This is a genomic window from Curvibacter cyanobacteriorum (assembly GCF_028649475.1).
GTDB lineage: Bacteria > Pseudomonadota > Gammaproteobacteria > Burkholderiales > Burkholderiaceae_C > Curvibacter > Curvibacter cyanobacteriorum.
The window spans coordinates 626,643-640,478 of sequence record NZ_JAQSIP010000003.1 but is presented as its reverse complement, the minus strand read 5'-3'; the positions used below and the strand labels follow the sequence as shown (position 1 = coordinate 640,478).

4 protein-coding genes are annotated in these 13,836 nt (G+C 70.5%); all 4 read right to left on the bottom strand.

Going from position 1 to position 13,836, the window contains the following annotated elements:
* Positions 1–31 precede the first annotated feature (31 nt).
* The gene (locus tag PSQ40_RS09355; RefSeq protein ID WP_273951091.1) at positions 32–3,664 is read right to left on the bottom strand and encodes a PAS domain S-box protein; all 3,633 of its coding nucleotides are present in this window, start codon (positions 3,662–3,664) and stop codon (positions 32–34) included.
* Positions 3,661–4,494: an alpha/beta fold hydrolase gene (locus PSQ40_RS09350; protein WP_273951090.1), complete on the bottom strand. Its 834-nt coding sequence runs from the start codon at positions 4,492–4,494 to the stop codon at positions 3,661–3,663. The genes PSQ40_RS09355 and PSQ40_RS09350 overlap by 4 nt, the downstream gene beginning before the upstream one ends.
* Before the next feature lie 208 nt (positions 4,495–4,702).
* Complete coding sequence (locus PSQ40_RS09345) at positions 4,703–5,311, bottom strand: GH36-type glycosyl hydrolase domain-containing protein (protein ID WP_273951089.1); 609 nt, start codon at positions 5,309–5,311, stop codon at positions 4,703–4,705.
* Positions 5,283–13,583 carry a GH36-type glycosyl hydrolase domain-containing protein gene (locus PSQ40_RS09340; RefSeq protein WP_273951088.1) on the bottom strand — a complete coding sequence of 2,767 codons (8,301 nt, stop codon included), beginning with the start codon at positions 13,581–13,583 and terminating at the stop codon, positions 5,283–5,285. Before PSQ40_RS09340 ends, PSQ40_RS09345 begins: the two co-directional genes overlap by 29 nt.
* Positions 13,584–13,836: the final 253 nt, after the last annotated feature.

The following is a 13,836-nucleotide window of genomic DNA, read 5'->3' as shown; positions in this document are numbered from 1 at the left end:
GGCGCCCCTCGACGGGCGCAGCCGGCGCGCCTCAGGCGGGGGCGGGCCAGACGGCGCTGCGCAGGGCGTCGATGGGCTCGGGCAGGTGCAACAGGTAGCCCTGGGCGTAGTCGACGCCGATGGCGCGCAGGCGCTGCAACACCTCGTCGTTGTCCACAAACTCGGCCACCACCTGGATCTGCAACAGCCGGGCCACATCGGTGAAGCAGCGCACCGCCGCGTCGTCCAGCGCGTCGGTGACCAGGTTGCGGATGAACTGGCCGTCGATCTTCAGGCAGTCCACTGGCAAGGCCTTGAGGTAGCCGAACGAGGACGCCCCGGCCCCAAAGTCATCGAGCGCCACGCGCACCCCGGTCTTGCGCACCTGCTCGATGAAGATGGCGGCATCGGCCAGGTTGGTGACCGCCACCGTCTCGGTAATTTCCAGGCACAACTGCGCACACAGCGCCTGACCAGCCGAAGCCAGCAAGTCGACGGCCCAGGCATGGAAGGCCCGGTCGCCCACCGACTGACCCGACAGGTTGACGCTCAAGGTGTGGAGGCCGTTGGGCACCGGCAGGCCGCGCAGCCAGTCGATGGCATGGCGCAGCACCCAGCGGTCCACGCGCGACGCCAGGTGAAAGCGCTCGGCCGCCGGCAGAAACGCCCCGGGCTGCACCAGGCTGCCATCGTCGTGACGCAGGCGCAGCAGGACCTCGGCATGCACCCCGCCCGAGGCCGCCTTCAGCGGCTGGATGCGCTGCGCAAACAGCTCGAAACCACGCTGGTCCAGCGCGCGCTCGATGCGCGAGGTCCACTGCACCTCGTGGTGGCGGGCCTGCATGGCTTCGTCGGTGTCAAACCACAGGTGCACGCGGTTGCGACCGGCCTCCTTGGCGGCGTAGCAGGAGGTGTCGGCCGCCTGCTGCAAGGCCGACACACTGGCCCAGCGCTGGTCGATGGGCACCAGGCCGATGCTGGTGCCGATGCGAAACCGCTGCTCCTCGTGCACGAAACGGAAGTCCTCCATGCGGTCGCAGATCTTCTGGGCGATGCGCTGCGCCTGCTCCGCCGTGCAGTGTTCAAGGATGATCGCGAACTCGTCACCGCCCAGGCGGGCCAGCGTGTCACGCGCCCGGATCGAGTCCCCCAGCAGCTTGCCCACCTGCATCAGCAACTGGTCACCGATGGCATGCCCGCAGGCGTCGTTGACCAGCTTGAACTGGTCCAGGTCGATGTACAGCAGGACATGCTGGCTGTGCTGCTCCTGCGCCTGGCGCAGGGTGCGCAGCAGGCGCAGCTCGAACTCTCCGCGGTTGATCAGGCCGGTCAGGGCGTCGTGGGTGGCGCGGTAGGTCATCTCGCCGCTGAGGCGGCGTTGCTCGCTCACGTCGTGGAACACCAGCACCACGCCCAGCATGTCGCCCTGCGGGCCGAGGATGGGGGCGGCCGAGTCCTGGATGCCGTACTCGGCGCCATCGCGCGAGATCAGCACGGTCTGGTCGGCCAGGCCCACCATCTGGCCCATCGCCAGGCAGGCCGCGACCGGGTTCGGTGCCACCTCGCGGGTTTCCTCGTGGACGATCTGGAACACCTGCGGCAGCAGCTGGCCCTGGGCCTCGGCGGTGGGCCAGCCGGTCATGCGCTCGGCCACCGGGTTGAGCCAGGTGACGCGGCCCTGCGCATCGGTGGTGATGACGGCGTCGCCAATCGACTGCAGGGTCACGCGCATCAGCTCGTGCTGCTGCGCCAGCTCAGCGCTCAGGCGCAGCAAGGCTTCGTCGCGCTGCTTGCGTTCGCTGATGTCGATGTGGATGCCGTAGACCCACTCGGGCTTGCCTTCGGCGGTGCGGGTGATCAGGCGGCCCCGGTCCTCCACCCAGACCCAGTGGCCGTCGCGGTGGCGCAGGCGCAACTCCGCCACATAGGCCTCGGTGCGTCCGGCAAAGTGCTCACGCAGGCGCTGCTGGGTCGCGGCCAACTCGTCGGGGTGGGCGATCTCGGCGCGGAACTGGTTGGTCACGGTGCCCAGTTCGTCCAGCGTCCAGCCCAGGATGGCGGCCCAGCGGGGGTTCACGATGACCTCGCCGGTCTGCACGTTCCACTCCCAGGTGCCCGCGTTGGTGCCCTCGATGAGGTTGCGCATGCGCGCGTGCTCGCGCGCCAGTTCGCGCTCGGCCTGGCGGCGCAAGGTGACGTCCTCGCTGACCGACAGGCTGCGCACCGGGCGGCCCTGCTCGTCGCGCTCCAGGATGGCCGACAGCAGCACATCGATCACCCGGCCCTCGCGGGTCAGCATCTGGTAGGGCACCGCATCGCAGCGCCCGATCTCAAAAAAGCGGGGCAGCACCTCTTCCTGGGCCCGGCGCCGGGATTCCTCGGTCAGGAAGTCGGAGGACAAGCGCCCAATGACCTCGTGGCGCTCATACCCCAGGCAGGCCAGCCAGGCGTCGCTGACGTGCAGCAAATGGCCCTGCGGGTCGATCGAGTGCAGCATCGCCGGCGTCGTCTCGTACATCCTGCGCAGCCGGTCCTGGGCCCACTCCAGGGCCTGCTTCTGGGCCCGCTGCTCGGTGATGTCCTGGATCGTGCCGCGCAGGCCACTGACCGCGCCCGCGGCGTCCCGCGCCACCTCACCTCGGGCCTCCAGCCAGCCCCACTGGCCGTCGGGGCGCCGGTAGCGCAGCTCGATCGCATAGGGGGCACCGGTGCGCAGGGCCCACTCGGCCTGGGCCCGCAGGCGCGCATAGTCCGCCTCGCCCAGGTAACGCGCCTGCTCCGCGAAGCTGGGGGGCGGGTCTTCGGGGTTGAGGCCCAACAGGGCGTACATCTGTTTTGACCAGACCGTCACCGCCCCCTCGGACTGCCAGCTCCAGCTGCCGATCTGCCCCAGACGTTGCGCCTGGTCCAGCGCCAGCTGGGTGGCTTTGAGCGCCGTGACATCGGTGACATTGGCAAAGAAGCCGCGCACCTCGCCGTCAGCGATGTCGGGCACGTAGTGCGCCCAGGTGTGGCTGATGCGCCCGTCCGGGCGCGTCAACACGCGCTCAAACTGCTGCTCCTGCCCCTGCAGCACGGCGCGGATGTGGGGTTCGTTGAGCGCATAAACGGCCTCGCCCAACAAGGCCCGCAGCGTCATGCCGACGATGTCTTCGGGGGCCCGCTTGAACCACTGGTGGTAGGCCTGGTTGGCAAAGCGGCAGCGCTGTTCGCGGTCCCAGTACGCGACCATGCCGGGGATGGCGTCGGTGATGCCTCGGATGAAACGCTGGCTCTCGCTCAGGGCCTGGTTGGCGGTCTCGGCCAGGTTGCGCTGGGCCACCAGCTCGGCCTCAAAGAGGTGGCGCTTGTGGACGACAAAAAAGCTCCAGGCAAAGGCCCGCTCCCCCGCCCACTGGACTTCATGGCAATTGAGCAGCACCGGCAGGCGGGCTCGGTCCTGGCCCCAGATCTGCAGGTGCACCTCTTCCAGCCGCCCCTCGCGCAGCAACGTGGGCCAGATGTGCGTCTGCAAAAAAATGCGGCTGGCGGGCGGCAGCCAGGCCTCGATGGACTGACCGATCCAGTCCTCGGTGGCCCCACCCACCCAGCGCAGCGACGTCGCATTGAGGGCCAGCAGGCGCCCCGACGGGTCGGTGAACAGCACCGCACACGGCAGCAGATCCATCGGTTCGGGCAGCGTCATGGGCGGGCGGCTGGAGCGGGCTGCGCCTCCCCCTGGTCGAAATACGCTTGCATGGCCTGCACCACCAGGTCCGGGTGACTGAGGTGGGCGCTATGCCCCGCCACGTCGAGCACCTCCAGCGTGCTGAGCGGCAGGTGCTGGCGCAGGTACTCGCCCACCGCCAGCGGGGCCAGGTTGTCCTGGCGGTGCTGCAGCAGCAGGCTGGGCCGGGTGACCCGGGGCAGATCGGCGCGGTTGTCGGCCCAGAAGGTGGCGCGCGCAAACACCCGCGCCACGGCCGGGTCGGTGGAACAAAAGCTGTCCGACAGCGTGTTTTCCACCGCGCCCTGCCCCGCCGGGCCCGCCACCACCGGGGCAAGCGACTTGGCCCAGCCCATGTAGTTCTGTTCCATCAGGCTCAGCAGGCCCTCCACGTCCTCACGCTCAAAGCCACCCAGGTAGTCGGGCGGGTGGTTCAGGAAGCACGGCGAGGGGCCCAGCAGCACCAGCCGGTCAAACAACTCGGGCCGTTGAATCGACGCCAGCAAGCCAATGCTGCAACTGACCGAGTGCCCGACAAACGTCACCCCCGAGCCGAGCCCCAGCGCGTCACACACCTCGAGCACATCCTGCGCATAGCCCTGCAACTGGCCGTAGCGCTGGGGGTCAAAGGCGGCGCGCTCCGAGTGGCCGCTACCCACGTAGTCAAACAGGACCTGACGGTGGGTGGCCGCGAACGCAGGGGTGACCTGCGCCCACATCCCCTGGTGGCAGCCAAAACCATGGGCGTACAGCAAAACCGGGCCGGACTCGCCCAATACCTTGACGTTGTTGCGCTTCAGAATGCTCATTTTTTAGGCAGCCGTGTGGGGTCAACGGGATGCGCACGGGGCGCTGGGCAGGACCTGATCGGTTCGCCGCAATGATCATAATGGCGAAATTGATGCCCCACATTCAGGGGATTCATCAGATAGGGGCATGGCCTATGCCCAGCCCGGCCCAGGCCGAGCCCCAGGCCCCTCCCCGGGCGAACCGGCCAGCCCAAGCCCGTGTCCCTGCTCAGGCTCCGGCCAGGGGGACGGCGGGCACCGACCAGTCCAGGCTCAGGTCATGGGGCCGGCCGTCGTCGACCAGCACCACGCTCAGCCCCGGCAGCAGCACCCCATCGCAGCGCAACTGGCTGGCCGCGGAGGAAGCCCGGCAGTGGACCTGCAAGGCGTAGGTCGAGGCCCCATGGGCCAACGTCAGGCTGAAGCCGTCCCAGCCAGGGCGCGGACAGGGCGCCAGGCTCAAGGTGCCGGCTTCCAGCCGCCAGCCCAACAACGACTCCAGGATCAGGCGAACCATCCAGCCCGCCGAGCCGGTGTACCAGGTCCAGCCGCCCCGCCCCTGGTGCGGCGCCACGCCGTACACGTCGGCGGCCATGACATAGGGCTCCACCTGGTAGCGCGCCACGGCGGCCGGGCTGTCGCTGTGGCGCACGGGGTTGATCCAATCGAACACCCGCCAGGCCTGGGCCGCGTCGCCCAACTGGGCAAAGGCCATCGCCGCCCAGATCGCGGCGTGGGTGTACTGGCCGCCGTTCTCGCGCACCCCGGGCACATAGCCCTGGATGTAGCCTGGGTTGTGCTCCGAGTGGTCAAACGGGGGGGGCCAGCAGGGCCACATAGCCGAACTCCGCGTTGAACAGGCGGTCGGCCACCGACTGCATGGCCTGGCGCGCCCGGGCCGGCTCCCCAGCGCCCGACAACACGGCCCAGCTCTGGGCGATGCTGTCGATCTGGCATTCCGCCTGGCTGGCCGACCCCAGCGGCGTGCCATCGTCAAAGTAGGCCCGGCGGTACCAGGCGCCGTCCCAGCCGCTGAGTTCGGCATGGCGGGCCAGGGCGTGGGCCTGGGTCAGGCACTGCACGCGCCAGACCTCGTCCCCACGGGCCCCGGCCAGGCGCGCGAACCGGTTCAGCGTGTCCAGCAGGAAGAAGGCCAGCCAGACGCTTTCACCGCGGCCCCCCACGCCGACCAGGTTCATGCCGTCGTTCCAGTCCCCGGTGCCCATCAAGGGCAGACCGCGCTCGCCCAGGCGCCAGCCCCGCCGCAGCGCGCGGCAGCAGTGCTCGTACAGCGTCCCCGACTCGCCCGAGGGCTGGGGCAGGTCGTAATAGGCCTCGTCCTCGGCGTTGACGGCCCGGCCGGCGAGGAAGGGCAGCACCTCGTCCAACACCGCCTGGTCACCGGTCACCGCGACGTAGCGGCACACCGCCTGTGGCAACCACAGAAAGTCGTCCGAACACCGGGTGCGCACCCCACGCCCGCCCGGGGGGTGCCACCAGTGCTGGACATCGCCCTCCTGAAACTGGTGCGCCGCGGCCAGCAACAACTGGGCCCGCGCCAGGCCCGGCGCGGTGCTGACCAGGGCCATGCTGTCCTGCAACTGGTCGCGAAAGCCAAACGCCCCACCGGACTGGTAGAAGCCACTGCGCGCCCACAGCCGACAGGCCAGGGTCTGGTACCCCAGCCAGCCGTTGATCAGCAGGTTCAAGGCCGCGTCCGGCGTCTGCACCTGCAGGCGGCCCAAGGTGCCGGACCAATGGGCCTCGACGGCTGCACGCGAGGCCTGAACCTCGGCGAGGCTGCGCGGCCAGGGCGCCGGCCGCGCAGCCGCCTCCGGCCAGGGGGCCTGGTGGTCCACCGCCCCCAGGCGAAAGACCAGTTGACGGCTCTCCCCGGGCGCCAGGGCCAAGGGCACCCGCAGCGCCGCGCAGGGATCGAGTCCGGCGCCCACCCGCATCGACAGGCGCACCTGTTCCATCGCCGCAGGCCGGCGCCAGGAGCCCAGGCGCCCCAAGAACTCGCAGCGGTCGCCCGTGAAGCTGACCCCGTCCTGCGTGCTGGCGTCACCCGCGTCAAAGAACGCCGCCAGGTGCTGGAAGTCGCCGCTGTAGGCGTTGTGGGCCCACAGCGTGCCGGTGGTGGCGTCGTGCACGGTGACGCCATGCTGCCCGGTCTTGGCCGGCAGGTCGCCAAGCACCCACTCCACATAGCCGGTGGCCGACAGGCGCCGGTGCTGGGCACTGCGGTTGCGCAGCGTCAGCACCGAGTACTTGACGGCGTGCACCACATCGACGTGCACGCTCAGCAGGCTGTGAATGCCCTGCGCCTCGTGTTCAAAGGTGGTGCAGCCGAAGCCGTGGCGCACCACGGTCGGCCCCGGTCCCGAGCAGGGCAAGGGCGTGGGTGACCAATAGGCCCCGCTGTCTTCGTCGCGCAGGTACAGGGCTTCGCCCCCGGTGTCGCTGACGGGGTCATTGCCCCAGGGGCTGAGGCGAAATTCGTGGGCGTTCTGGAACCAGGTGTAGGCGCTGCCGCTCTCCGACAGCACGGTGCCAAAGTGCGCGTTGGCCAGCACATTGACCCAGGGCGCCGGCGTGACTTGCGTGGGACCGAGCCGGATCACGTACTCGCGCCCATCGGGCGCGAAGCCCCCCAGGCCATTGTCAAACAGCAAGCCGGTGGGCAGGACCACGCTGGAGGCCAGCGGCCGTGCCAGCGCGGGGCTGCGTGCCAGCAGGCGCGACCCGGGGGCCTTGCGCAGGTCCTGATAGGCAGGCTGCAGTACCTGGTGGCTCAGCGTGCCGTTGTCATCGGACAGCACGACCCGGGCCACGCTGAGGAACAGCAGGCGGTCTTCGAGCGGAATCTGCTCGGCCAGGCGCACGAAGATGCCCCCGGGCTTCTCGGCCAAATTGGCTTCAACCCCCGAGGCGATCAAGCCCAGGATCTGCTCCTGGAGCTGCTGGCGGTAGCCCGCGTGGTCTTCGTTCCAGATCACCAGGTCCACGGACAGGCCTTTGAGCCGCCAATAGGCGTGCGCCTGCACCACCTGACGCACCAGCTCGATGTGGGCCACATCGGCGATCCGCACCAGCACCATCGGCAGGTCGCCCGAGATCGCGTAGCTCCACAGGCCGGACTGGCCGCGCCGGTTGCGCTGCAACACGGTGGCCGGCGCGCGCAGTGTGGCTTGTGCATACAGCACCGGCCCCGCCAGGCGCCCGTACAGCTGGGCCTCGGTCTCGGTGACGTTGATCTGCTGCAGCGTGACCCAGTTGTGTGTCCAGGCCAGGTCAAACACCCGGTCGGCCAGGTGCTTGTCGCGGTACTTGTCGATCAAGGCCAGGGCTTGCTCGCGGCGCTCGGCGATGCCCGTGACCAGGTCCAGGGTGACGCACTGCTGCGGCTCCAGCGTGATGCGCAAGCGGATCGCCACGATGGGGTCGAGCACCGCCCCCTGGGTGCCCGACAGGCGCACCGTGTCGGTCATCGCCACGGGCGCGGCCAGGTCGCGGGTGCGGCCGATGAAGCGGCTGCGGTCGGTTTCAAACGAGACCTCGGCGTGGCTGCCGCCATGCACCGCCATCAGGTGCAGCAGGAACACCACCGGCTCACTGTCGGTCCGGGGCCGGCGCTGGCACAGGATGGCCTGCTGGTCCGCCAGCACCTCGGTCTGCACGAACAGCTTGCTGAACGCCGGGTGCTGGGTGTCCGCCCCGGCGGGGGCCAGCACCACCTCGGCGTAGGTGGTCACCTCGAGCACGCGCCGCACGCGCGCCGTGTTGGTGATGTGGAGGCGGCGCAGCTCGATGTCGTCCTCGGGCGAAACCGCCATCTCGGCGTGGGTTTCATAGCCTTGGTCGCTGCGCCGGAACTCGGCCCGCCCTTCCGAGAACAGCGCCTGGTAGGCGCTCGACTCGCGCCGCGTCGGCAGGTGGCCGACCGACCAGAACTGCTGCGACGCCACGTCGCGCAGGTAGCAGAACTGCCCCCAGGCGTCGCGCGTGGCGTCTTCGCGCCAGCGCGTGACGGCCAGGTCCTTCCAGCGGCTGGAGCCCGCCCCAGCGTGGGTGAGCATGACGTGGTAGCGGCCGTTGGACAGCAACTGCACCTCGGGCGCATGGGTTTCGGGGCGGGTGATGATGCGCAGGGGCATTTCGGGCCCCACGGACAGGGCGCGCAACTCCAGCGGTCCGGCTTTCTCGTGTTGCAGGCGCGTCGGGTTGGGGATGCGCTCGTGCAGGAGCAGCACCGCGGCCAGCAGCACGGGGTCGGCCAGAAAGCGCCGCTGCATGGGTTGATCCAGCAACACCTGATCGAGCGCCAGCAGCGTCATGCCCTGGTGGTGGGCCATGAAGGACGACACGATGACACGCCGCTTGCCACGGGGCAAACGGCTGGCGGTGTAGTCGACCGCCTCGTACAAGCCGTAGCGTGCGCCCAGGCCCTCGGCCTCCAGGCGCTGCAGGTTCTGACACGCGGGCACCGGCAGCACCACCAAGGCCAGCGCGCTGGCGTAGGGGGCCACCACCAGGTCCTCGCCCAGGCCGCGCTTCAGCCCGGTGCCCGGCACGCCAAACGCTCGGTACTGGTAGTTGAGGGCCGCGTCGACCGCGTTGTAGCCCGACTCCGAAATGCCCCAGGGCACGCCCCGCAGATGACCGTAGTCGATCTGCCGCTGCACCGCCGACTGGCAGGTTTGCGCCAGCAGGGTGCTGGCGTACTGCGGCATCACCAGCAAGGGCATCAGGTACTCGAACATCGAGCCGCTCCAGGACAGCAGGATCGGGTCGCCGCCGGCCGACGTCAGCAAGCGCCCCAGGGCGAACCAGTTGTCCTGCGGCAACCGTCCCTGCGCCACGGCGATGAAGGTGGCCAGGCGGGCCTCGGAGGCCAGCAAGTCATAACAGCTGTCGTCCAGGCGCCGCTGGTCCACGTTGTAGCCAATCGCCAGCAGGTGGCGCGCGGGGTGGTTCAGGAAGCCCCAGGGCATGTCGGCCAGGGCCTGCAGGCGCCCAGCCAGGGCCAGGCCATCCTGCTGACGGTCGCGGGCCCGCTGACGGGCTTGCAACACCCAGGCGGCCATGCCCAGGTCCACGGTGGCCGTGGTGCTCGCGGGCGCTGTCGGGCCGGCCTCGGCCCAAGCAGCCAACTGCACCCCGCTCGGCATGCGCTGCAGACCGGGCGGCACGCTGGCGGTGGGCCAAGCGACCCAGGGCAGGCTGTGCGACAGCTCCGCCTGCAGGGCCCCGGCCTGTTCCGCCAGCACCCGGGCCCAGTGCGCCACCTCGCCCCCGGCAGGCGCCGGTTCCGGGTGGGCCTGGGCCGCCGCGGCGGCCTCGGCCTGCAGGGCCAGGCTTTGGGCGCTGAGCACCAGGCGGCCCAGCCACAGCCAGAGCCCACGGGGCAACAGCGCCTCGGCTTCGAGCGCGACGTTCACCTGGGTCTGCAAAGCCTGCAGCGATGGCCCCAGGGGGCTGGTGCTCAGTTCGCCAGCCTGGTCCAGCAACACGCCCAGCGTGTCGTTGAGCCCCGCCAGGGTCCGGTCGCTCAGGACCGGATCGGCCGGCAGGCCCAGCAGCCCCGCGCGCAGGGTCAGCAGGTGGCCCGCGAGGTTGCCGCTGTCCACCGCCGACACGTACAAGGGCGGCAGTGGCGCGAGGCTCAGGGTGTCGTACCAGTTGTAGAAGTGGCCCTGAAAGCGTGGCAAGGCCTCCAGGGTGTCCAGCGTCTGGCGGGTGCGCGCCAGCAAGGCGCTCTGGCCCAGGTAGCCGAGGTCATAGGCCGCCAGGTTGGCCAGCAGGGACAAGCCGATGTTGGTGGGTGAGGTGCGGTGGGCCACCACCGCCAGCGGCTGCGTCTGGACGTTGTCGGGCGGCAGCCCATGGTGCTCACGCGTGACAAAGGTCTCAAAGAAATGCCAGGTGCGGCGCGCCAGTCGCCCCAGGTACAAGCGCTGCGCGCTCGACAATGGCGCCAGGTCCGCGGTCGGCGGACGACGCAGCCACGCCTCCCACAGCGGCGCCAGCGCCCACAGCAGCCACAGCGGTGCGACCATCCACCAGCCAGCCTGGGGTCGGCTCCAGCACAGGGCCAGCCCGGCCACGGCCAGGGCGCTGCAGGGCCACAGCAGCCCGTGCTGCGCCAGGGCCGCCCAACGCGGGTGCCGGGGCACCGGGGCCTGTGCCTCCGACGCCTGCCACACCAGCAGGTGACGGCGGCTCACGCCCAGGCGCCAGCCGGTCTGCAGCACCGCGCTCAGGCTGTACCAGGCCTCATGCGGCAGGCAGGCCAGGGTGAACAGCGCCTGCAGCAGTTTGCGGCCCAGCCCCACGGCGATCAGCCGCACATGCTGGGTGGGCAGCGACTCGGCCGGTTTGCGCAGCGCCTGAACCGCCGCCGCGGCCAGGGCCGGAAAGAACAGGATGCCCAGCACCCCCAGCGTCCAGCCCCAGGCCGGCGGAAACACCAGCCAGCCCAGCCACAGCAGGCTCAGCAAGGCGGGCGCCACCAGGCTGCGGCGCAGGTTGTCCAGCAACTTCCACTGCGACAGGCCCGTCAGCGGGTTGCCCCCCTGCCGCCCCGCGGCCAGCGGCACCCGGGGCAGCAGCCAGGCGGCGATCTGCCAGTCGCCCCGCACCCAGCGCTGACGGCGCTTGACGTCGCTGGCGTAGAGCGCCGGGGTGTCCTCGTACAAGATGACGTCGCTGACCAGGCCGGCGCGCGCGTAGCAGCCCTCGAGCAGGTCATGGCTCAGGATGCGGTTGTCCGGAAAGCGCCCGTGCAGCGCCTGCTCAAACACCGCCAAGTCGTAAATGCCCTTGCCAATGTACGACCCCTCCCGGAACAGGTCCTGGTACAGGTCGGAGGCCGCGCCGGTGTAGGGGTCGACCCCCTGGTCACCACCGAACAGGCGCGCATAGCGGCTGCGGTTGGTGCTGGGCAGGGTGGCGGCCATGCGCGGCTGCAGGATCGCGTAGCCCTGGGTCACGCGCTGGGCGACCGGGTCATAGACCGCCTGGTTCAAGGGGTGGGCCAGCGTGCAGATCAGGCGCTGGGCCGAATCCCGGGGCAGCTGGGTGTCCGAGTCCAGGGTGATGACGTAGCGCACCTGGCGCAAGACCAGTGGGTCGCCCAGCACCCACTGGAACGGCGTGGCATCGCCACTGAGCAGCCAGTGGTTGAGCGCCGCCAACTTGCCACGCTTGCGCTCGAACGCCATCCAGCAGCCCTCAGACGGGTTCCACAGGCGCGGACGGTGCAAGCCACAGAAGGGCTGGTGGGTGGCGCTGCCGTGGCGCAGGTTGAGGGCCTCCAGCCCGCGGGCCAGGCGCGCCAGGGCGGCGGCATCCCCGGGCTGCACCGCGGCCGGGGCATCGTCAAAATCGGTCAGCAGGCCAAAGAACAGCTCGGGGTCCTGGTTGCCCAGGAAGCGCAGCTCCAGGGCCTCGACCAGCCGGTCGGCGGACTCGGGGGTGCTGAGCAAGGCCGGCACCACCAGGGTGCGGGCCGTCGCCGGCAGGCCCTGGGGCGCGGCCATGCGCGGCAGCCGCTGGGGCTGGGTGCACAGCATCAGGCCCCAGTTGACGATCGACAGGGCCAGCTGGCTGCAGCCCAGGGTCAGCAACAGGCTGCTGAAGACGCCCCAAGCCAGCCCCGACAGGGGCAAGCCGACGCGCATGTGCAGCACCATGAACGCCGTCAGGCCACACACCGCGCCCAGGTACAGGGTCAGGGGTCGGCGTGTCAGGCCCCGGCGCAGGCGGCTCCACCCGTGCCGGGGCGCTTGCAGGGCCGCCTGCCCCTGGCCGATGAGGTAATGGCCGACATGGGCCAGGCGGGGGTCCGCCGCGCGCGGGCCGGGGCTTGGGGCCGCCGCCGGCGGGGACGGCGGGTGCGCCGGCGGGTGCGCCGGCGGATCGGCTGGAGGATCGGCTGGCGGATTGGCTGGCGGATGGGTAGGCCGGTGGGCCTGGCGCGCCAGCAGAACCGCGTGGCGCGCGATGTCGATCTCGGCGCACCCCGCCCGGCGGGCCAGGCGCTCCACCGCATGTCGGTAGTGGTCGCGGGTGGCAAAGTCCATCCGGCCGTAGACGCCCTCCGGGTCGTCGCGCAAGGTGTGCTCGACGGCGCTGGAGGCTTCGACAAACTCGCGCCAGTCGGTGGCGTCGAGCGCCCGCAGGCTCGCAATGCTGTTGCTGATGGACAGTTGGCTGGCCGCCTGCCGCTGGGTTTCGGCCTGGACCACCTGCTCGGTGCTCTGGCCGGTCTCGGCCAGGCGCTGCTCGATCCAGCTGAGCGGCATGGCCAGCGACGCCCCCTGACCGCGCAGGCGCCGCACCAGCTCCGCCACGAACGCATGGGCCAGCGGCGGGTCGGAGCGCGCCATGTCGGCCACCACCAGGATCAGGCCCTTGGGGTCGGCCTGCGCGACCAGGCTCATCTGGTCGGCCCACACCGAGGCCTGGTTGCGCTCCGCCATGCCTTGGGCGATGCGCGCACCGACCCGGCGCAGGTTCTCGATCATGGCCAGGCGCAACATGATGGGGATCGCCCACAGCTCCCCCAGGCGCAGCAGGTCCACCCCCTGGTAGGCCTGAATCAGGCGGTGCAGGCTGTCGAGGTCCATGCGCCCGTCCCCGTGCGAGATGGCCTCCAGGGCGATGTCATAGACGCGTGGAAAGCCCGTCGACGGGCCATCGGCCAGCAAGGGCAAAGCGCGGCTGTAGCCCTTGGAGAAATGCAGCCGGGCGGTGCGGATCTGGTCTTCGATGAGGTAGAAATTGTCCAGCAGCCATTCGCCGGCCGGCACCACCGGGCGGTGGGCGGTGGCGCTGTGGCGCAGCGCCGCATAGGTGTCGCGCAACACCGCCTCGTTGTCGGTCAGGCGGGCCAGCAAGCGGTCCGGCCCGGCCTTCAGGATGGCCTGGTGGCGCAGCGCCAGGGTGTGGCCATGGCGCTGCATCTGCTCGCCGTTGAACAGCTCGGCCTGCAACGGGGGCTCGAAAGCGGCTTGGGCCCGGGCCGCCGCGAAGGCACGGCGCCGTGCAGCCCAACGCCCCCAGAGTCGGGTGCGCAGGCTGACGAGCAAAGAGGGTTCAGGGATCATGGCAGGGGCACCGGACTGCAGCCCGGCCAGGCCGGGTGCCCACCGGCCCACAGCACCCGCCCGGACCTGGGCAACAGGGCTGGGCGCGCACCGCAGGCGGCGCGCGCTCCAGCGTCGACAACCGGGCGCCTCGGCACCCGTCTACACCGCAGACTGAGGCTTGCCAGGCGGGCTGTCTGTGCGATGGCGTACCCGGCCGCGGGCGCGCCCAAGGCTACTTGCGCCGGGGGGCCGGCGGCACCACGGCCACCGG